The sequence below is a fragment of the Thermoactinomyces mirandus genome (assembly GCF_013868055.1).
Taxonomy (GTDB): domain Bacteria; phylum Bacillota; class Bacilli; order Thermoactinomycetales; family Thermoactinomycetaceae; genus Thermoactinomyces; species Thermoactinomyces mirandus.
In genome coordinates this window covers 1-20,519 of record NZ_JACEOL010000053.1, presented here as the reverse complement: position 1 = coordinate 20,519, position 20,519 = coordinate 1, and the positions used below count along the sequence as shown (strand labels likewise).

The window sequence follows — 20,519 nt, the reverse complement described above, 5'->3', positions numbered from 1 at the left end:
TATTTTATTTTCCCGTCCATACATGATAAAAAGTGTGAATGTCAAACAAAAAGTTGACCGCCGTGATCATCAAAAAATTGACCACCTGGGTATTAAATTATCCACCCGGAGGGTGGGTAACTTTTTGATGATCATGCTCTTTTTATGCTTTGCTTAAAACGATAGCTTTCGCCATTCATGGCAAGGATGTGAGCGCGATGGGTAAGGCGATCTGCCAGGGCAGCTGTCATTTGTTCATCCTTAAAGACCTGAGTCCAGTTAGAAAAGTCCAGATTGCTTGTAATGATCATGCTACCTTTCTCATAGCGCGAGGAACAAAATTGGAACAGGAGCTCCGCTCCTGTGAGCTTGATGACAAACCCCAAGCTTTTTCGCAAGAAAAGGGCTTGGGGTTGTATATTTCAGGGAGATAAACAAATTAAGGAAATTCAAGCGGAACGAAAGCTTCAGGTTCAGTGACCTTTAGTTCTCTTACAAAAGATCAAACCGTTGATTCACCTCCGGTGAATCCGTACTCTTCAACCAGCCTTTGATAAATGCGTCGTGCCGTATGACGTTGCTTGGGTGGAGCCTGTTCGTCCTGGCGTAGCCACTCCTCGATGATGTGCTTGACAGAATCCATGACCGGCTTTTGTTTCTGTTTGGACAGCTTGTATTTTGGGAAATCTGTTGATTTGAGTGCTTTTCGAATGATCTGGCGTGAATAGCCAGTCTCCCTTGAAATCTGTCGAATGGACTTTCCTAGCAAAATGTGTTGCTTCCTGATAAACTCGTAATTGGCCATCTGTAACATTTCCTTTCCTCCTTTAGTCCGGTATGGGCTTATTCCGAAGACTGGACGGTCAATGCCCTGCCTGCCGGATTATGGACAGCCGATCTGTTGGGTTACTTGCAGAGGAGGACATCGACGCGGTTGCCTATTGGGCATTGATGAATCCCTATCCGCCGGGAAGCGGTGATTACGGGTTGCTCAGTCCTGAAATGAAGTCTTATGTAAACTATTATGCTTTTGAACTGTTTGGCCGGCATTTTGGGGATACGCTGGTTGAAAAACAATACAAAAGGGATAACAATTTATCCATTTATGCAAGTACTGGCGAAAAAGGGAAAAACCTGTATATCATTGCCATTAACAAGTTGCCGGACAAAGACAGGAAAGTGGAATTTGACTTGTTAAACTTCAAGCCAAGAGGTGATGCGGCTGCCTTGATTCTGGACGGGCCTGCGGTACCGGATCACGTCTATGATTATGGATTGCGAAAAGAATCGTTGAAAGTGGGAAAAAACGGGAAACTTTCCTGGACCATCTCGTCCTATTCGGCAGTCGCCATCAAAATTCCTGGCAGGGTAACAACCTTTCCCTGAAAGAAAGTCCCAATCTGGCTGAAAACAGGACGGCTTCCGCTTCATCTTCCGCATTTGACACGGATTACAAATATGGGAGTACCAGTCATTTTACACCGGGTCGTGCCATAGACGGCGACAGCCATACCCGATGGGCTTCCAAGTCCTTTCAACAGGACCCGGAATATTTTGCAGTGGATCTGGGACAAAAACAGAGGTTTAACCAAATTAAAATTGAATGGGAATACTGGGCGGACCAATATGAAATATGGGTGTCCAATGATAACAGGACATGGAAAAAAGCGGCTGACCAGTCCATGGCAAAAAGGGAAAAAGATATTCCGCAGCCCAGGGATGCAATTTATTTTGCTTCTCCGGTCGAGGCACGCTATGTGAAAATTGCGAAAATTGCCATGAACAAGAGACCCGCGAAAACCGGTGCCGCAGCAGAAACTTCGCAATGGACGCCTGTCTTGTAAAATATAAATTCATATTTGTTACCTAAGATATTGAAATATTATTTTTATATCTTCTATACTATAGTTGAAAGCGATTCCAAACTTTTTTATTGCCGGAAGGCATTGGAAAACCATAAAGGAGGGCGAACGAAATCATGTCTTTCATGGATGGCTTGACCAATGTTGTTGAAAACAGAATTGCGCCGCCTTTGATTAAAATCTCAAAAAATCGCTATATTGACTCCATTCAGAAATCATTTATTGCGTTAATGCCCATTATCATTATCGCTTCGTTTTTTGTCCTGATTGCTTCATTTCCCGTCCCGGCATGGCAAAAACTGATCGAACCGGTCAGTTCCCAATTTTGGGGGGCCAACAGTGCAACGATGGGATTGCTTTCAATCGGATTGGCGCTTGGAATCGGTTACTTTCTGTCAAGCTATTACAAGCAGACGGATAACAAAGTGGATCCCTTTTCCGGGACGATCATCAGTCTGTTTGGTTTTCTTATCCTGTTTCCGGTAGGAGTGAATGAAAAGATCGGCGCTTATTTGCCGGCAAATAATCTCGGAAGTACCGGCATGTTTGCCGCCATTGTTGTCGGGATCATCAGTATCGAAATATACCGGTTCATGATCAAAAAGAATATTACGATCAAAATGCCTGACGGTGTTCCTCCCATGGTGGCCAATGCCTTTTCCTCATTGCTGCCGATCTTCGTCACGATTATGCTGTGGTGGACCATCCGTTATCCTATGCAAATTGACCTTGTGGGGCTCATCATGGAAGGGTTTGCCCCGATTGTTGCAGGCGGTGCCAGCTTTATCGCCCAATTCGTCGCCATGTTTATCGACCGCTTGTTATGGTTTGTCGGGATCCACGGAACCAATGTGGTCACATCCGTCATGCAGCCGATCTGGCTGGACATGTTGGGAAGTAACGTTGCCGCGGCACAGGCTGGCCAGGAAATTCCATATATCGCCAGTGAACAGTTTCTGAACTACTTCGTGAGGGTAAGCATGCTCCCGCTGGTCATCCTGATGCTGATGTCAGCAGTAAAAAGATATAAGACACTTGGCAAACTGGCCTTGTTTCCATCCATATTCAATATCGCAGAACCGGTGCTGTTTGGTTTGCCGGTTATTTTAAACCCGATTTTGTTTATCCCCTGGATATTCGGTTACCTTTTCATTTTTGCATTCAGTTATGCAGTCATCGCGGCCGGTTTCGTGCCTGCGCCATACATCCTGCTGCCGTGGACCATCCCGGGCCCGATCGGGGCGTTTCTGGGAACAGGCGGAAGCCTGGCCGCTGCCGGATTATCGACATTAAACTACGTGCTTATGTTCTTTATCTGGCTTCCCTTCTACAAAATTGTGGAAAGGCAAGCCCTGAAAGAGCAAAATATAAATCAATGACGCTGGAGGCGGAAAAATGGGTTTATCCGGAATCAGGCCTTATCATTACAAAGATGAAACAGAAGTGATTGATTTATGGAACCGGTGCCTGTTCAAAGATCCGGTCAGCCGGGATATCTTCCACAGGAAAATATTGCTTGATCCCAATTTTGACCCCGATTTATGCCTGGTTGCCGAGGGTGAAGACCAGACCGTTCTGGGTTTCTGCCTGGGAATGGTTCGCAAATATCCCTATGAGGAAAGGGGATTTGAACCGGAACGGGCATGGATTCCGGTCATGTTTGTTCACCCGGATTACCGGCGGCAGGGGATTGGAAAGCGGTTGATCACAACATTGGAAATGCAGTTCAATGAACTTGGCAAAAAGAACATCACCCTTGGAGCATACAGTCCCAACTACTTTTTCCCCGGACCGGATCAGGATGCATATGGTGACTCCATATTATTCTTCCGGTCCCTGGGGTATGAGGTTCTGGGAGAAGCGGTCGGTATGGATCGGGTTCTGTATAATTTTAAAATCCCGGAAAAGATCAGACAGATTAAAACGGAGTTACTGGAAAATCATGGCATTCAAATCCTCCCCTTTTCCAGGATTTATACCCTGCCCCTGCTGCAATTTCTGAAGGACAATTTTCCGGGCGGATGGGTGAGAAATGCCAGGGAAACGTTGGAGAAATGCAAAGGGGAGGAAAGAATATGGCTGGCGATTGATCAGGATTCGAAAATCATCGGATATTGCCAGCGTGCCATTGATGATTTGGAGGGGCATTTCGGACCGTTTGGCGTTTGTAAAAACATGCGCGGCAAAAAGATCGGCAGTGTGCTGTTTTACGAAATGCTGATGGATATGTACAAAAGAGGAATTTACCACGTATGGCTTGCCTGGACGGACCATGACGCACAGAGATTTTATGGAAGAGCAGGCATGAAAGTCATGAAACGGCACGCGGTGATGAAAAAATTTATGAAATGATGTCGGAAAATCTGTCTCAAGATTCAGCAGGAAGAAAAAGGACCCGGGAGCGATTTTTCCCGGTTGTTTTCCCGGGCTTATCGCCAGTTCAGCAATTCTTGACAAACAGGAGGAAGTTTCATTGAAACAACATCATGTGATGACCATCGGAGCCCATGCGTTGGACGCAGAATTGATGGGTGGTCCGGTGGCAATCAAATACACAAGAGAAGGACATAAGGCAACATTTGTCCATATCACGAGAGGAGAACGGGGTAACAGGAAGAAATCACCCGAAAAATACGGAAAACAGTTAAATGAAGAAATGCCGAAAGTGGCAGAAGCAATGGGTGCAACTTCCCATTGGATGGGATATCTCGCCGGGAAGCTGTCCCCTAAAGAACAGATGCAAATGGATCTTTGCAAACTTCTCAGAAAAGAAAAGCCGGATATTGTTATTACTCATTGGCGCGGCAGCCTTCATCCCCGGCACGTACTTACTTATGATGTGGTGCTGGAAGCAGTCAGGATGGCCGCAAATGATGCCATTGAAACAGGCCAAAAAGCGCATGCCGTGGAATACTTATACTTTGGGGAAAACTGTGAGGATCTGGATGGATTTATCCCGCAGGTCTATATTGAAATTGAAGATACCTTTGAGCAATGGTTTGCAGCCATGTCCCACTATGAATCGTTCAGAGCAAATGTTGCCAATGTTCCTTATCAGGATTACTATCGGACCATGGCAACGATCAGGACCGTTGAAATTGGCACCCAGAAACTTTCCAAAGCCTTTATGGTTGCCAGACGGGCTCAAAACTATCTGCATTTTTGACGGAGGTAGACAATGCTGGGGATTTCTGTTTATTTATCAAGGGAAAACGAACGTTTTAACCGCGAATGGATAAAAAGGGCACACGAAAATGGGTTTACAGCTATATTTACTTCGCTGCACATTCCGGAAGAAGATCCAAAGACCTACAAGGAGTTGCTTCTGGATCTGGGAATGCAGGCGAAAAAATACCAAATGGATCTGTTTGCCGATATATCTTCTGAATCGCTTGGCTATCTTCAGATCGGGATCGACCATGCCGAACAATTGGCAGAGTGGGGAGTAACCGGATTAAGGCTGGACTACGGATTTGGCATCAGCGAGATGGTCACGCTGTCCCGTCAGCTCAAGCTGCAGTTAAACGCCAGCACACTGACGGAAGAGCTCATGGAAACTCTGCTTAAAGAAGGGTTAAATGCAAACAATATCGAGGCCTCCCATAATTATTACCCTCGTCCGGAGACTGGTCTTGACAGAGAGTATTTTCTCCGGAAAAACCGGTTTTTAAAAAGCTGTGATATTACGATTTCTGCCTTTATTCCTGGTGACGGCATCAAGAGGCAACCGCTTTATCAGGGTCTGCCCACCTTGGAAATGCACCGTTGTGTCTCTCCGGTTCATGCCTGTCTGGATCTGACGGAGAACTGTCTGGTTGGTTCCGTCTATGTGGGAGATCCGTCATTACGTGATGAAACATTGGCGAGATTTCCCATGTTGAAGAAAAAAATTATTCCGCTCCGGTATCAGGCGGTAAATAAAGAAGAATTCGCTCATATTCATGAATATCTGGGCAGTATACAGTCCAACCGCATCGATCCGGCAAGGGATGTTATCCGTGTGGAAGATTCCCGTGCCGCATTTCACCATAGCCGGATTAAGCCAAATAACATCACCGGACGCCCCGAAGGCACCATCACCATCGACAATGAAAAGTATGGCCGGTATGCCGGTGAAATCCAAATCACCCGAACCGAACTGGAGCCGGATGACAAGGTAAATGTGATTGGCCGGGTTATTGATGAAGACATTCCGCTGCTTTCCTATATCGGTGGAGGCCGGAAATTTTTGCTGCAAAAAGTGAATTGATAACAAAGGAGAGAGGCGAAATGAACATTCTGTTGGTTTGCAGTGCAGGCATGTCGACCAGTTTGCTGGTGACAAAAATGGAAAAGGCGGCCAGGGAACAGGGGAAAAATCATAACATTTGGGCTGTTGCCGAGGCGGAAGCCGGACTTCACATTCAAAACGCTGATGTTTTGTTAATTGGCCCGCAAATGAGGTTTTGGAAAAAGGATGCTGAAAGGATTGCCGCTCCATACCATGTCCCTGTGGCAGTTATAAATACGGTGGACTATGGAATGAACAACGGAGAAGCGGTACTGGAATTCGCAGAAAAACTGGTTTATCAAAAGAAATGAGGGGTTTTCGTGGAAGAAATGGAGTCGGTCTGCTTTGGCATCATTACCCATGCGGGAACAGCAAGATCCCTTTTGATGGAGGCAATCCGGGAAGCCAGGGAAGGAAACCATTCCGAGGCGGGGAAAAAGTTGACTGAAGCCGGCGGACACTTTGCCAGGGCCCATCAGGTGCATGCCCGGCTAATCCAGACCGAAGTACAAGGGGATCACGTTTCCTTCTCTTTATTGCTTATTCATGCCGAAGACCAGTTGATGAGTGCCAAGACGATCAAGCATCTGGCCAGGGAACTGGTTTGCATATATAAACGATTGGAGAACTGACAGAAGACACCGGCTCAACTTTCGCATCGAACAAACATTTCAACTGAAGGGGATATGTGCTATGATACAAGATGCCGCTTTTGTTTGCGGAAGTTGAGCCATGGATATTTTCAATAAAAGTGAATAAAGGGGGTGAGCCAGTGTCAACAACCGGGGGACTGGAACTGATCAAGGAAATGTTGCCCATGTTGCCTCCTTCCGAGAAAAAAATTGCAACCTACATATTGGAAAATCCCAGAGAAGTGATTTCCCTGACTTCCATGGAATTGGGGAAAAAAAGCCAGACCAGCAGCGCCGCGGTGATCAGGCTGTGCAAGTCCTTGAAATTGCAGGGATTTCAGGATTTGAAAATTCGCATTGCCGGCGATCTTCAGAACACAAAGGAAACCAGATTTCGCGAAATCCAGCCCAATGAATCACCCGTCTCGATTATCGAAAAAACAGTGAACAACAATATACAGACTCTTCGCAAAACTGCCGAATTTATTAATGTGAAAGAGCTGGAAAAAGCGATTGAACTTTTGACCAACGCCCAAACCATTCATTTTGTCGGCGTTGGGGCTTCCGGCCTCATTGCCCAGGACGCACAGCAAAAGTTTCTCAGAATTAACAAGACTGCTTTCGCATTTACCGATATGCATCTGGCTATTACACAAGTGGCCAATACCGGCAGGGAAGATGTCGTCGTCGGCATATCCTTCTCAGGCATGACAAAAGAAGTTGCCAAAATCCTGCAGCTGGCAAAGAGAAAAAAGGCCAAAACCATCAGCATCACCAAATATGGCGATTCGCTCATTACCGAACAGGCCGATGTCAAATTGTATACCTTCGCCCCGAGTGAACCCATTTTCCGAAGCGGTGCCACCTCTTCGCGCATGGCACAGCTGCAACTGATCGATATCCTTTTCATGTCAGTCGTATCCCTGAGATATGACGAAGTGGTCAGACACCTGGATGAAACAAGAGAAGCCGTGCAATTCTTCAAGAAGGATGGGAGAAAGGACTGAAATTTCTCTTATTATTTTTAAAAGAGCATTCCGGTTGGAGTGCTTTTTTTATTGGCGGGAAAGGATTTTAGATTTAATTTGAATATAGTTCATGGGTTTGTGTTTTTCATGAATAAGATAACACAAAGTCAGAATGATGTTCGAATTAATAGAACAAATAGTTTTTTCTTTTATTAATTTGGATAAAAAATGATATGTTTTTGAATCTCCTTATCAAATTTCCTATTTCTATTATTTCCTGTCTTGTACAGGGCAAATTCTTTAATGGGGGGATTGTTGTGAAAAATTATGGAGAAGAACTTGCTTATTGGTATTTACGTCTAAACGGTTTTTTTGTATTGGATAACTTTGTTTATCACAAAATTTCCAATGAACGAGATGGAGATGCTGATTTACTTGCCATTCGTTTACCAAATGTTAAAGGGAAAATCGGCGGTAGAACGGATGACTGGGATGAAACACTGTTTAAATATTTTGGGGAGTATGAAATTGCTGCGGTTCTATGTGAAGTGAAAACAGGAAAGAATCCTGACTTTAATAAAGCATTTAAGGATCGTAAATTGAAGTATGCTCTAAATAGGATAGGCTTTGCCAAGGATGATATCGATCGAATGTTTTTCGAACAACAAAAACGTTATTTTTTGTTGAAAAGTGGAGATAAAAAATTCTTAAAACTAGTTATATCAGAATATGTTAAAAAAAGGCAACTACACAATGATAGTAAACTTCCTTTCTTAGTATTTTCTTTACAACATATTGAAGATTTTATTTATAAAAGAATAAATCGTTACAGTGAGAAGTATTCAGCCAGACATATGTTCCCATCTTCATTGTTGCAGTATATGATGTATAAGCAAAGAGAGAATTCGAAGAAATAAACAGTCTGTCAAGCGAAAGACACAGAAATCTGTTAGAAAAAATCATTGAGAAAATCAAAGCATTGGATAACGCTTCCAGATTGAAAAACAAGTTTTAGAAAAGGCTACTGGTTTTAGAAAAGACTGCTGACCGCAAAACAAGAAAGGAAGCCTACATATGAGAGTTGCAACATGGTATGTCAATGGAAGTAAAATGAATATGCATAAGGATCTAATTCAACAAGTTAATCCTCATATACTTGCTGTTCAGGGATTGACACTGGCTGGATATGATAATATTACGAGAATGGGGAACTTTGATGATTGGCGATTTTCCATGAATTTGACTGAAAAAAAATATACGGGTCGTGACCGTGGTGTGGGTATCTTTGTGAAGTATCCTTATACAATTAAAAATGCATATCTTATTCCAAATACTCCATTTGCTGAAAAAGCCTTGGCTACAGAGATAATAGACAGAGATACTCTATTCTTACTGGGTACTGCTGACATTCCAAATGGAGAAGATTATAGAGAACTAAAAGCTGCCTCTCTCCTTGCTTTTACTCAATGGATGAAAGAAAAAAAGGAATACCAAAATTAGGTTGTCTCAAATATACGGGACCGAAAGTTGATCATCCTGATCTTTCACAAATAGAATTTTGGGGAGAAATTGATTCTGAAGGTGGCAGTGAACTCCTTCAATACAATAATCATTTATTTCAAGATGCTTACCGTGATTTTCTGGACCAAAGGTTAGAGATTAAACAGGAAATTATAGAGAAAAGACCCCAAGGGCCGTTGGCGATTACTTATAAAATACCTAGTAATCCGTATCGTTATGATTACATTTTTAAAAGCCCACACTTTCATGTGAATTTTATGGATCATCTTTGGGAAGAATCAAAAAATCTAAGTAGCCATGCTTTGGTATATGTGACCTAACCATCTTATGAGGAAAATGTGAGCTATTCATTTGTATGCTGAAAGTTGTACAGAGATAAGGGAGCATAAGCCTCTTCAAGCCCCTGGTCAGAAGGCAGGCATAAACAACTCTGAACTGTAAAATAAATAAACAGATATACCATGCGCTTAAAGCATAAAACAGCATTCCGGTTGGAGTGTTTTTTTTATGATAAAAAATTCCGAAATGGATAAATGATAAAAACGGGCATACCAGGTTGATATGCTCATCTGGTGTATTCATATTTTGGGAATTCAAATGTGACGTTTTTTATTGCCTGACGGTTATTCTACGGTAATACTTCCAGCACCTGTTGACAGTTTGATCAAATTTTCGCCTTTGCCAATAGTAGTACTGCCAGTGTATTGATCAAGGATATTAATACTTCCGGCACCTGTATGCACGTCAAATGTTACATTGTCCGGTTTCTGTTCAGTTTGAACCAGGATTCTTCCAGAATCTGTTTTAAACTCAACAGGCCGATTTAAACTTTCTGTTTTTAAGATGATTTGTCCGGCTTGCGATTCCCCTGATATTTTTCCCTGCACATCTTCCAGATTGATTTGTCCGTGAGCTGTTTTCACATTAACATCCGTCGCAGCAATTGAATTCAGTTTTATCCACCCGTTGGTTGTTTTCACATCAAGATCTGTTGCGACGATTGATTTCAGCATTATCCATCCATTGGCTGTTTTGGTTTTGATATCATTAACCTTCATATTTTCTGCTTGAATTGATCCGTTAGTGCTATCTATGTGCATTGTTTCGTACTGCTTGTCGGGCAAATATATTGTTACTCTTAATGCAGTTGGATAAATGTTAATCCACGAATGGTGGCTTTTTTCTGCCTCGACAGAAAGTGTGGTTCCCTTTACATCAGCGGAGAAGTTATAGGTTTCGTTTGATTTGTGTCCATGCAATCTGACTTTGGCAGTTTTTTCTTTAGTAGGCACAACTTCTACTCCTACATCTTTTGTGTTTACTTGAATAGCTGAAAAGTTGTTGCCAAAACTTTTCTCTTCTGTAACAGCTGTTGCTTTATCAAGGGAAGAAAAGGTAATCACATTTCCAACAATACCAACAAATATAAGAATGAGGGCGAACATTGATATCTTTTTGAGGTTAATCATATTTGTAACCACCTTTTACAATTTTCACGTTGAATTTCAAATAACGGACAAAACCCCTTGCTACTGCTTTTGTTGCGATATACATTCCGACGGTGACAAGGAATCCAAGTCCACAAAGCGTGATCGAAATAAACAGGAAAAAAGACTGGAATGTTTCCGGATGCGCGATTGCGTCGGCCATAACAATTACAGGGGAAAGAACAAGTGCGATCCCTGATATCCAGCCAGCGACCATCACACCTGTCAAAGCAATAAATGGCCCAAGGACAAACACCAGATTTAAAAAACCTAATCCAACTACAGCCCACATGGCACGCAGAATATTTCCGGTTGATGTCTTTGTTTCGACTTTTTCCAAATGATAAGCGGCCAATAATTCTTTTGCGATTTGAGTTGGTGAACCAAGAGAAGCTGCGATCTCTTCCTCTGTATTTCCTTTTTCCAGGCCTATATCAAAATGTTCCCGATAATCTTGCAAAATGTCTTGACGTTCATCAGCGGGGAGACTTTTTAATGCTGAATCCAACCTGCTCAGGAATTGCTTTTTAGTCACAGATTTCACCTTCTTTGATTAATTGATCAACACCGCGGGAAAATTCTCGCCACTCAGCAATCAATTGCTGTAAGTAGTCTTTCCCCTTGTTTGTTAATCTGTAGTATTTCCGGCTTGGCCCCTCGTTTGATTCCTGCAGGTAGGTGGTGGAGTATTCTTCCCTGGTCAAACGACGGAGTATTGGATATACGGAACCTTCGGATATTACAATTTGATCGGTTATTTTTTTGACCAGTTCATATCCATAACGATCCTGTTTATTCAGCAATGCAAGCACACAAAGTTCCAAAACGCCTTTTTTGAACTGTACGTTCAATTGAAATCTCCCCTTTTTCGCAACTCCGCTATTATAAAATGCTTACTATTATTCAATGTATAGTAGCAGACGACAAATAATACATTGCGAGCACAGTATACCATACACTACTGTTTATTACAAGGTACTGTTTTATCAATTAATGTTGGTTGCACTGAAGAAGTTAAACCTGTTTTGTCGGACTCCAGTGATCAGGCCTATTATTTGGGAAGTTGCTGGTATCTGAAAATGGTTTTGGCAAAATCCAGGTACTTCTAAAGGCAGCAACAATCCGTATTAATCAAAGATGGTTTAAACATTTGAGAAAGAGATTCCGTAATGACAAAAGCTGATGTGATTTTTGCAGCGGGAGGATTTTCCTTATTATTTTCCAAATCGGTTATTTTTTTATATTAACCGGTTTGGTGCTCCTTAGCATGATGCCAAGGTAGTTAATGAGCAAATTTTAGTAAAAAAATTGTCGATAATTATTTATAAAATCAATAAATAATTTTTATATAATTAATTTAATGAATTAAATAAACTGCCCTTCCTCTTTTTAATTAAAATTGTTTATTTTTCTAAAAATGGTTTTTATTGATATGAGCCTGCTGGAGCGACTCGGGACGGAAGTGTGTAAACATTGTCAATTCAATTTCCCCTGACAAATATGTGATGCCCATCAAATGGACTCCACCAAAAAGACTGGTAAAATCAATGAATGAATCATAATGAACGGAGATTTAATGAAGGGTCCCTCCTTTGAACAAGGTTTTGATCGGAAATGATGGAAAGGAAAAGGAAATCTGATATGCAAATAGCTTTTATCAGTTGCACCAAGAAGAAATCCATGTTCTGCCGAAAATATGTATTCAGCCTCGACCTTGTTTCGCAAAGCTTTTTCCTGTTGCAAGGACTGTTATGACCAGATCTATATTCTGTCAGCAAAATATGGCCTGCTCAAACCGGATGAAGAAATTGAATCGTATGATGTAACGCTCTACAATATGTCACCTAAAAAAGAAATGGGCAAAACAGGTGTACGGACAACTTCGGGATGAGATGGGCAAACATGCCTGGATATGGGAAGAGGTGGAGTTTGTCTTTCATGCAGGAAAGGAATATCGAAAGTTTCTGATTAAATTGTTTCCGGATACGGTTCCAGTCATTGTTCCGTTAGAAGGTTTGGGGATTGGGGAACAGACTGTTTTACACAGGGTATAGTACTGGATAGGCTCTGATTAAATTTAAAAAATGACGGCTTGTAAGTGGATGTCCGAAGTACCAGAGTATCATAAGTTTTGTGTCTTTTTTGCAGCCAATGATAACTTGCTGGTCGAAACCCGGGGCATTGCAATGAAGAAAATATATTAAAAACTTACAGGAAGATAAGTACAAATTTGCCGGATGAGGAGACGGAGTGGCTTATCATATGGAAAATTTGTGCCGGGTTCTGTTTAAATTTGAAGCGTACAAAAAGCTTCAGAGAATTATAAAAGATGAAGTCCCGGATCTGATTGGTTTGGCCTTAAACACTGTGAATCAACGTTATAAAATATCAATGGAGTGAAGAATTGTTAAAGAAAAGGGAGGAAAAAAATGGATTATTGTCGTGAAAAAATAAGGAAACTTGCAAAACTTTTTGCCGAGCATAAGACGCATCCTTATGAACGTTACCGGGACAATTCCCCTGCGATTGTTTTTCAAAAGATGTTTCCTGACAACCATTACAGCAAGGATTTGAATATTTTTTTTCATTATCAGGATTATAGTACCGATCAGATCGGTGCGGATCTGCCATGGTGGGGGAAAAAGTATTTTACCAATCAGGCCGGTTTCCGCACCATGATTGTTTCACAGGACTCCTTGGAAAGCGATGTCGGAAGTGTCGTTTTCTTTGCCCACTTGTTGCCATGCATTCAAAGCAGCGCCGAATATGCCGAATATAACGACAGGCTTGACCACAACCAGAAATACCGTTACCGCAGCTGGAAAATGGTCAGGGAACATTTGATCAAGTGGAATCTGGACTTTGACTTTCTGTATATAACCGATGCCAGAAAGGTTTATAAACCGGATTCTCTCCAATATAAAAACATTGACCGGCAAAAAAGAAGAAAATATTTCAACGAAGCATTAAGCAAAAGATTGCTGGAAGCAGAAATAGATTTTTGCAAACCGGATCTGATTATCCTGCTGGGCGCCCCTCCTTTGAAGCTGTTGGACAGAAACCGGAAATATGCTGCCATTGTGGATAACAATGAACCGATCCTGATCAAACAAAGAAAAACCATTGTCGCCCCGTTCCCCAGCAGTTTGAGCAAAACCCAGCCACGCTTTACAGAACGGATGTCAAGTGCAACAAAACTGATATTGGCAAAAGATTGTCAAGCTGATGCTTCGTAGAAAAGTAGCGCAAGGCTAAGGATAAGAACCGCTTTCTGAACCAGAGAGCGGATTTTTTGTATTGAAAGGAAAAACAACAGAATTTACAGCTGAACATGAGCAGATCAAAATGAGATTACCGGATTGCATCTGATCCAGGATAGTCTGTAATATGAAAAGTATAAATTCAACATTTTATATAGTCTGTCATGGATGGGTATTTATCTGTAAATCATTAAGCGGTGCTTTTATTTCATAACATTAATCGCTTTTCTCTCCATCAGGCATGATCAGATTGTATAAGTGCGCATGTAGGAATTAATGGGAGGCCAAAACATGAAAAGAAAACTGTTATTGACTTTGGTGCTTTGCATCGTTTTTGTATTGTCCGGCTGTATGAAAGCAGATTTTAATGTAAAAGTGAATGAAGACGGTTCCGTGGATTTAAATCACGTCATAGCGGTGCAAAATGAAATGTTGAGCCTGATGGAGGGAGAGAACCCGATCCAGAAACAGGAATTCGAAACCATGGGGTACAAAGCTGAAGATTATCGGGAAAATGGATATACTGGCGTTAGGGTATCCAAACATTTTAAAACGGCTGATGAGATGAACGCATTCCTGAACAAACAAAAACAACAGGGCGAGACCACATTCAATATAACCAAAGAAGAAGGATTCTTTAAAGATAAATATGTTTTCAAGGGAAACCTGGATATGACAGACATGACCGAAGGAAATGCGGGCGAAGATGAGATGGGCATGCAAGCCTTTATGTCCCAACTGGACTTCAAGTTTAACCTCACTTTGCCGATGAAGGTTACCAAGCATGATGCTTCCAGGGTGAATGGCAATACATATACCTGGGAACTGGTCGCCGGACAGCCCAATAACATGCAGCTGGAAGCCGAAAAGACAAACATCGCAAATATTGCTCTTGTTGTGGGCGGTGCCGTAATTGTTCTGGCTGGAATTGGTTATCTGCTGATTCGCAGAAAAAAACAGGTGACCGTTTAAATGCAGGGGGAAAGGAGACGATTTCAGCGTCCTTTCCCTGTTCTATCCGCTTTTTCAATGTTAAAGCTGGTGATAGTCAAGATGGCAGAACAACCATCGATGATGCTAACAGGATTTAAGTATTGATTGTCAACTGCAGGTGGTTGTATGCGGACCTGTAGGAAGAATGAGAGTTGTCTTTCAAGGAGGATGCGAATTCGGGTTTGTGTGTGAGATAAAACTTCTTTCCTTTAGCCTTTTGCCGGCAAAAACCCGACAAAGAAAATGATTGGCGGAGTGCTGGCGGTTGAGTGAAACAAAGTGTTCATTCCAAGAAATGAAAAGTTTTATTTAAAGAAAACAGTTATATTAGCCGTTTAGGATATCACAAATCTTGCTCTGCACAGAGAGGAGAATGGAATTGGGTCAACCTTTCTATGAAGATTTGAAATACACCATTTGTTTTATCAGAAGCGGTGATGAGATATTATTGTTGAATCGGGAGCATCCAACTTGGATGGGGAGGTGGAATGGCGTTGGCGGAAAGATCCGGCCGGGGGAAACACCTCATGAAAGTGTGTTGAGGGAAGTAAAGGAAGAAACAGGGATTTTCCTTGAAGAAGCAAAATTTAAAGGGGTGGTCAGCTGGATCTCGGATGAGGTGAGAACTGGTGGAATGTACTTGTATTTTGCTGAACTGCCCCGTGATTTCCGCTTGTCAACCCCGGTGAAAACAGAAGAAGGCATTTTGGACTGGAAGAAAATTTCCTGGATTCTTCACCCCCGGAATGAGGGAGTAACAGACAGCATGCCCAGGTATTTTCCTGCGATGTTGAACGAAGCAGGGTATTTTGACCACCGTTGCGTCTATCAACAAGGAGTGCTGATTTCATTTCAATCGATTCCGCTTGGTAATGTATGAATCAATATATTAAGTTATTAAACATAACCGTTAATGATTTAAATTTTATTATATTAACTAATTTGTTTTACTTCATCCTTTCTGAAAAAGTGGCTTGATAGTGCCGCTTTTTTATTTTTTGGCTACTCTCCTGCGTACAAGTTTAAAAAATCACCGTTATATTTTTTTGTTCATTATGTCGTAAAACATCATGAAGGCAATTGCCTGCCGATTGAAGTTATAATTTGGTAGTAATCAACCACTTACTACAGAAGGAGGTTTATTATGGGCAGGCCTCGCTGTTTTACAGATGAGGAAATTTTCATGGCAGTGTTTCATGCTTTGAGAAAGTTGGGTTATGATCATCTTACATTAGAAAAAATCGCTAACGAAATATCCATTTCTCCAGCCGCCTTGTCCAAACGGTTCGGTTCGAAACAAAAATTGCTGATGGCATATATTCGCTTTACGATCCAGCAAACCAAACTGGTTTTTGAACGGGCAGAGCAAAGCCCGTTATCCCCTCTTGCCGCCTTGAGGGAGGTGTTTGTACAATATTCCCGCATCGATCCGGTAAGTCTTGCCAATATTACTTCCCTTTACCTGGCGGGAATCGCTGACCCCGATATGTACCGGTTATCCCGGAAACGCTTGCAAATCATCGACGCTGAAATACAAAAGCTGCTGGTCAAGGCAATGCAAAACAGGGAACTGAAAAAGTGCAACCCGGCACTCATCAGTCGGACACTCATCTCATCGTTAACGGGCAGCATTTTTGTCTGGATGAGGGATCAGGACCGGGATTTGGAAGAATGGATTGACGACTGTTTTGATGTAGTATTGAAACCATATAAAATCAAGGGAGGAGCAGCAAATGAAACCCGGAAACATTGACAGCCGTTTTTTCACCGTCAGGCAGATGAAAATTCATTGTTATGTGGCAGGGAAAGCATCGGGGGAAACACCTGTCATTTTCCTGCATGGAGGGGGCATTGATTCAGCGTGGCTCTCATGGGGTGAAGTGATGGGCCCGGTTTCCGGAAAGTTCAGGGTTTTTGCTCCCGACTTGCCCGGTTATGGAAAAAGTGACAAACCGGATATTACTTATTCGCTGGATTTTTATGTCGATTTTCTGAATGAATTGATAAACCAGCTGGGATTAAAAAAAGCGCATCTCGTTGGATTGTCACTGGGGGGCGGTCTGGCGATCCGCTATTCCCTGATGCATCCCGACAAAGTGGATCGTCTTGTTTTGGTAGCCCCTTATGGCATTTTCAGCAAGCTGGTTTCACATAAACTCTCTTATTTCTATGTAAAGACTTTTCTCAATGAATTATCTTACCGGTTGTTAAGAAGCCGGAAATTTACCCGCTGGAGTTTGTTGTCCGGGGTGATTTATGATGCCCGGAAACTGACCGACGAATTGTTTGAAGAAATATACCAGGCCGGACTTGAGCCTTTCGCGGGCAAAGCATTCATGTCTTTTCAGAGAAGTGAGCTTACTCCGGCAGGAATCCGTTCAGATTTGACCGGACAATTGTCTCAAATACAAGCGCCGACCCTGATCATTCAAGGAAAGGAAGATCCCGCCGTACGTCCGGTTTATGCCCGTAAAGCCCATGAAAAGATTCCCCGTTCCAGACTGTGCCTGTTTGAGAAGTGCCGGCATTGGCCGCAACGGGAACATCCCGAAAAGTTTATCCAGGCCGTTATCGAATTTCTGACGAACCCATAAAAAAGCAGGTGATTCCCATGAACTATCGTTACGAAACGGCAAAAAAAGATTATACCGACCTGGCGAGCGGGCGCGTTTTATATCATGCCCCCGGGTCTGCTCCCTTTCCGGTCCGGCTGGCTAGCGAGATTTTTTGCCGGGCCTTGGCGCTGTTAAAACAGGACCAGGAGAAGAAAGGATACAAAATTTATGATCCTTGTTGCGGCTCCGGCTATTTGCTGACAGTCCTCGGTTTTTTGCATGCCGGAAAAATCCGGGAAATCTGGGCAACCGATTATGACGCGGAAATTTTGGAAACAGCCGCCAGGAATCTTTCGCTATTAACTCCGGCGGGCCTTCGCAAAAGGGAAGCAGAGATCAGGGAATACATCAAGAAGTATGGGAAACCATCCCACGTAGACGCCCTGGCCAGCGCCAAAAAATTAAAGTCCCTGCAAAAGCAGGAACCGGTAAAAATCACCTGTCGGCAAAGGGATATCACCAAACCGGGGGAAAATCCGGTCAATGATGCCAACATGATTATCACCGATCTTCCCTATGGAAATCTGGTTTCTTGGCAAGGGCATGAAGAAAACCCTATCAACCGTCTTTTTGAGAATGTCTGGCAGGCACTTTATCTGGACAATGCTGTTGTCGTGATTGTAACCGATGGGCAGAAACTGAAGCATCCCCAATTCCAACGCGTTCACCAGCTGAAAGCAGGCAAAAGACGCGTCTCTTTTTTCAAGCCGCTGGTTTGAGTTGAAACTGGCAGGCAAATGGCCTGACCCGGATTTTAAAAGAGAGATAAAAAACAGTTATCCCCAATAATCAGTACAAAGTTCAAGTCGTTAAACGGAAGCATCATCTTTTTACTACAGAAACGAACAAATAAAAATTGCAACGATAGACAAAATTAACACAAAATATATTATAAAATGAAGTATATAATTTCAGGATTACCTTTTTTAATCTACCGAGAGGAGTTTTAACAGACAGATATGGGGAAAGTTCTCAGGCATTTTATGATTCTTTTTTTATTGGCATGGGAGCCTTGTTTCCTGCAGAAGTTTTTGCCGACAGAGGATTTCAGGTTCCAGAGATACAAGAAGACTTCGGGCAGTATGACTGCGTGCCTGAACCGCAAGAGAAAACAGAGTCAATCTCTCAAAATACGCAGGAAGAAAACGGAACCTGGGACTGGATCACTGAGCCCGTAGCTCAGGGTTGTAAGTGGGCTGAGGAAAAAATTTCGGCTGCCTGGGATTGGACGAAAGAAAAAGCCTCTGCTTTTTGGGAAGGGATTGAAAAAATCCTGGCCTTGCTCACTTCCGTAGTGATCGTCGTCGGCCACTTCTTCAAGGGGTTTGGCAAACTGTTTGTGGATACAGTAACTGGAATCTGTGACATGTTGACCAATCCGATTGAAAATTTGATGGGCTTGATTCATGCTATCTCGCATTCCATTGAGACAGGAAAAGCGATTTGGCAATCCATTTCTGAATCCTGGATAAGAGATGTTGTGAAGGGAGATGCCAAGAGCCGGGCAGAATGGTTTGGCTATGCCGCAGGGCAAATTGTCCTGGCTATTGTCGGAACGAAAGGAATTGACAAAACCGCAAAATTGGCCAAAGGCAGCAAAGTCGCGCAAAGTAGACGCCGTCTGACCGACCGCCTGCCCGCACCAGTGCAAAAGTTCTTCAGCAAAGACGGCTGGAAAAACATGGCCGACTACTACTTGCGCGGGCAGAAAATCAACTGGAAAAACACTCTCATCACCGGTGCAACAGGTATTTCCTTGTTGGGGATGGGTGCCTTTGGCGTTCCCAAGGTTGTAAAATTCATCAAGAAGATTGATATTGATTGCTCCTTTGCCTCCCAGCAATCTTCTGACAGCTACCTGGCAGCCATGCTGATGCCGAAACTGGACTGTGATTTTTCGTATGATAAAGATGGGGGAAATATTGCTAAAAGTGAACAAATACTTGCAAAGGTAAAAACATATGAACAAGCTAGAAATAAAGCTCTAAAATTAGTTGGCAATTTAGGACCTAATTCAAAGCCATATATAGGGAATCTCAAATCCAGTATTGGGTATAGAAAAGTTGTAGGAAGACAGTCTTCTGATGGAAAAGTAAGATGGAGATTGGATTATGACCCTAAGAAAGGCCCACATATTAATGTAGAAGATTTCCGTAATGGTAAAGGTGCTAAAGCAAAAAAATATGCAATACCTTTTGAGGGTGATGAGCTTACATTTAAAGTTTACTTAAAACAATTAAATAGATAGGGTGTTTAAGATGACTTTATTTGATGAATGTATTGAATCTTTGGGTGAAAACAGCAAAATTTTAACTGATGATGAAAAGAGAAATATACTTCATATTTTTGAGAGTTTATTTTCATTTACTGATTGGGGGCGAATTGATTGGGATCAAATTCACAAGAAAAAAAAGGTAAATACCGTAAATGAAATCTTTGATTTTCTGGAAAAGTATTGTAAAAAAAACAATACTGCGATTTATATCATTTGGGATGAGGAAACTTTACCCATTGTACAGACTGATATAAAAAATGTTTTTCCCGTTATTGAAGATGTAACTGCAGTTAGCTTTGATACTTGGATTTTTTCTCCGGAGCTTGGTTTTGTAGTAGAAATATATCATGAAGGAGAAGTGTTTGTTGGTATAGACAATAGATCTAGTTAATGGAGCATTCCTGTATTTGAAAAACAAAGGGGGTTGAAAAAGAAAAGTACCTCCTGCTAACATACGAGGTGTCCCACTGGCCAGTGGACCCTTAAATAGCGAAGGAGGTACCCAAATTGAAGTATAAGCAAAATCGTAAAATTGAGCAAATCAACGAATCGACTTTAATCATAGGCGCAGATATTGCTAAACACAAGCACATTGCAAGGGCTGTAGACTTTCGTGGGATTGAATTAGGCAAGACCCTTGCATTTAGCCAATCTCAA

25 protein-coding genes and 2 pseudogenes are annotated in these 20,519 nt (G+C 42.3%); 22 read left to right on the top strand and 5 right to left on the bottom strand.

All coding sequences use genetic code 11. From position 1 onward, the window contains the following. Positions 1-131 precede the first annotated feature (131 nt). Both H2C83_RS14485 and H2C83_RS14480 read right to left on the bottom strand, forming a co-directional pair. Positions 132-365 carry an ATP-binding protein gene (locus H2C83_RS14485; protein ID WP_376766370.1) on the bottom strand — a complete coding sequence of 78 codons (234 nt, stop codon included), beginning with the start codon at positions 363-365 and terminating at the stop codon, positions 132-134. 116 nt (positions 366-481) lie between these two features. Beyond that, the gene (locus tag H2C83_RS14480; protein WP_181741914.1) at positions 482-793 is read right to left on the bottom strand and encodes a hypothetical protein; all 312 of its coding nucleotides are present in this window, start codon (positions 791-793) and stop codon (positions 482-484) included. Between the two features lie 71 nt (positions 794-864). Between H2C83_RS14480 and H2C83_RS14475 the strand changes: the two genes are divergently transcribed. From H2C83_RS14475 to H2C83_RS14420, 12 genes are all read left to right on the top strand, one after another. Further along, on the top strand, positions 865-1,365 hold the full coding sequence (locus tag H2C83_RS14475) for a hypothetical protein (RefSeq protein ID WP_181741913.1): 501 nt from the start codon (positions 865-867) through the stop codon (positions 1,363-1,365). Further along, the gene (locus H2C83_RS14470) at positions 1,254-1,823 is read left to right on the top strand and encodes a discoidin domain-containing protein (protein ID WP_181741946.1); all 570 of its coding nucleotides are present in this window, start codon (positions 1,254-1,256) and stop codon (positions 1,821-1,823) included. The genes H2C83_RS14475 and H2C83_RS14470 overlap by 112 nt, the downstream gene beginning before the upstream one ends. Before the next feature lie 134 nt (positions 1,824-1,957). Then, positions 1,958-3,220 carry a PTS sugar transporter subunit IIC gene (locus H2C83_RS14465; RefSeq protein ID WP_246333940.1) on the top strand — a complete coding sequence of 421 codons (1,263 nt, stop codon included), beginning with the start codon at positions 1,958-1,960 and terminating at the stop codon, positions 3,218-3,220. A gap of 16 nt (positions 3,221-3,236) precedes the next feature. Beyond that, entirely contained in the window at positions 3,237-4,193 is a 957-nt protein-coding gene (locus H2C83_RS14460; protein ID WP_181741912.1) for a GNAT family N-acetyltransferase, read from the top strand. 121 nt (positions 4,194-4,314) lie between these two features. Beyond that, positions 4,315-5,007 carry a PIG-L deacetylase family protein gene (locus tag H2C83_RS14455; RefSeq protein ID WP_181741911.1) on the top strand — a complete coding sequence of 231 codons (693 nt, stop codon included), beginning with the start codon at positions 4,315-4,317 and terminating at the stop codon, positions 5,005-5,007. Between the two features lie 12 nt (positions 5,008-5,019). Then, positions 5,020-6,090, top strand: coding sequence for a DUF871 domain-containing protein (locus H2C83_RS14450; RefSeq protein WP_181741910.1), 1,071 nt, complete (start codon positions 5,020-5,022; stop codon positions 6,088-6,090). A 20-nt stretch (positions 6,091-6,110) separates the two neighbouring features. After that, complete coding sequence (locus tag H2C83_RS14445) at positions 6,111-6,422, top strand: PTS sugar transporter subunit IIB (RefSeq protein WP_181741909.1); 312 nt, start codon at positions 6,111-6,113, stop codon at positions 6,420-6,422. A gap of 18 nt (positions 6,423-6,440) precedes the next feature. Next, positions 6,441-6,743: a PTS sugar transporter subunit IIA gene (locus H2C83_RS14440; RefSeq protein WP_246333944.1), complete on the top strand. Its 303-nt coding sequence runs from the start codon at positions 6,441-6,443 to the stop codon at positions 6,741-6,743. 140 nt (positions 6,744-6,883) lie between these two features. Next, positions 6,884-7,750: a MurR/RpiR family transcriptional regulator gene (locus H2C83_RS14435; protein ID WP_312853933.1), complete on the top strand. Its 867-nt coding sequence runs from the start codon at positions 6,884-6,886 to the stop codon at positions 7,748-7,750. A gap of 278 nt (positions 7,751-8,028) precedes the next feature. Continuing rightward, entirely contained in the window at positions 8,029-8,628 is a 600-nt protein-coding gene (locus H2C83_RS14430) for a hypothetical protein (protein ID WP_181741906.1), read from the top strand. Between the two features lie 157 nt (positions 8,629-8,785). Beyond that, the gene (locus H2C83_RS14425) at positions 8,786-9,211 is read left to right on the top strand and encodes an endonuclease/exonuclease/phosphatase family protein (protein ID WP_181741905.1); all 426 of its coding nucleotides are present in this window, start codon (positions 8,786-8,788) and stop codon (positions 9,209-9,211) included. Further along, the gene (locus tag H2C83_RS14420) at positions 9,178-9,552 is read left to right on the top strand and encodes a hypothetical protein (protein WP_181741904.1); all 375 of its coding nucleotides are present in this window, start codon (positions 9,178-9,180) and stop codon (positions 9,550-9,552) included. The genes H2C83_RS14425 and H2C83_RS14420 overlap by 34 nt, the downstream gene beginning before the upstream one ends. A gap of 303 nt (positions 9,553-9,855) precedes the next feature. On the opposite strand, the gene H2C83_RS14415 is transcribed toward H2C83_RS14420, so the two are convergent. The 3 genes from H2C83_RS14415 to H2C83_RS14405 are packed head-to-tail and all read right to left on the bottom strand — an operon-like array spanning position 9,856 to position 11,570. Further along, positions 9,856-10,701, bottom strand: coding sequence for a DUF4097 family beta strand repeat-containing protein (locus tag H2C83_RS14415; RefSeq protein WP_181741903.1), 846 nt, complete (start codon positions 10,699-10,701; stop codon positions 9,856-9,858). Then, entirely contained in the window at positions 10,694-11,254 is a 561-nt protein-coding gene (locus H2C83_RS14410) for a DUF1700 domain-containing protein (protein ID WP_181741902.1), read from the bottom strand. The genes H2C83_RS14415 and H2C83_RS14410 overlap by 8 nt, the downstream gene beginning before the upstream one ends. After that, the gene (locus H2C83_RS14405; RefSeq protein ID WP_181741901.1) at positions 11,247-11,570 is read right to left on the bottom strand and encodes a PadR family transcriptional regulator; all 324 of its coding nucleotides are present in this window, start codon (positions 11,568-11,570) and stop codon (positions 11,247-11,249) included. The genes H2C83_RS14410 and H2C83_RS14405 overlap by 8 nt, the downstream gene beginning before the upstream one ends. A gap of 845 nt (positions 11,571-12,415) precedes the next feature. On the opposite strand from H2C83_RS14405, the pseudogene H2C83_RS18625 reads away from it, so the two are divergent. From H2C83_RS18625 to H2C83_RS17865, 10 genes and pseudogenes are all read left to right on the top strand, one after another. After that, a pseudogene (locus H2C83_RS18625) lies at positions 12,416-12,773 on the top strand (DUF6884 domain-containing protein). Positions 12,774-13,148: 375 nt separating this feature from the next. After that, on the top strand, positions 13,149-13,955 hold the full coding sequence (locus H2C83_RS14390) for a hypothetical protein (RefSeq protein ID WP_181741898.1): 807 nt from the start codon (positions 13,149-13,151) through the stop codon (positions 13,953-13,955). Between the two features lie 315 nt (positions 13,956-14,270). Further along, positions 14,271-14,951 carry an LppM family (lipo)protein gene (locus H2C83_RS14385; protein ID WP_181741897.1) on the top strand — a complete coding sequence of 227 codons (681 nt, stop codon included), beginning with the start codon at positions 14,271-14,273 and terminating at the stop codon, positions 14,949-14,951. A 400-nt stretch (positions 14,952-15,351) separates the two neighbouring features. Then, on the top strand, positions 15,352-15,852 hold the full coding sequence (locus tag H2C83_RS14380) for an NUDIX hydrolase (RefSeq protein WP_246333939.1): 501 nt from the start codon (positions 15,352-15,354) through the stop codon (positions 15,850-15,852). Positions 15,853-16,155: 303 nt separating this feature from the next. Beyond that, positions 16,156-16,725 (top strand): TetR/AcrR family transcriptional regulator, encoded by a 570-nt coding sequence (locus H2C83_RS14375; protein ID WP_181741895.1) that lies wholly within the window; start codon positions 16,156-16,158, stop codon positions 16,723-16,725. Next, entirely contained in the window at positions 16,706-17,566 is an 861-nt protein-coding gene (locus H2C83_RS14370) for an alpha/beta fold hydrolase (protein ID WP_181741894.1), read from the top strand. The genes H2C83_RS14375 and H2C83_RS14370 overlap by 20 nt, the downstream gene beginning before the upstream one ends. 17 nt (positions 17,567-17,583) lie before the next feature. Beyond that, a complete protein-coding gene (locus H2C83_RS14365) occupies positions 17,584-18,306 on the top strand; it encodes a hypothetical protein (RefSeq protein WP_181741893.1) in 723 nt (240 codons plus the stop codon). A 284-nt stretch (positions 18,307-18,590) separates the two neighbouring features. Continuing rightward, a complete protein-coding gene (locus tag H2C83_RS18380; protein ID WP_181741892.1) occupies positions 18,591-19,835 on the top strand; it encodes a hypothetical protein in 1,245 nt (414 codons plus the stop codon). Between the two features lie 10 nt (positions 19,836-19,845). Continuing rightward, complete coding sequence (locus H2C83_RS14355; RefSeq protein WP_181741891.1) at positions 19,846-20,253, top strand: CDI toxin immunity protein; 408 nt, start codon at positions 19,846-19,848, stop codon at positions 20,251-20,253. A gap of 116 nt (positions 20,254-20,369) precedes the next feature. After that, positions 20,370-20,519 (top strand): annotated as a pseudogene (locus H2C83_RS17865) (IS110 family transposase); the annotation flags it as partial.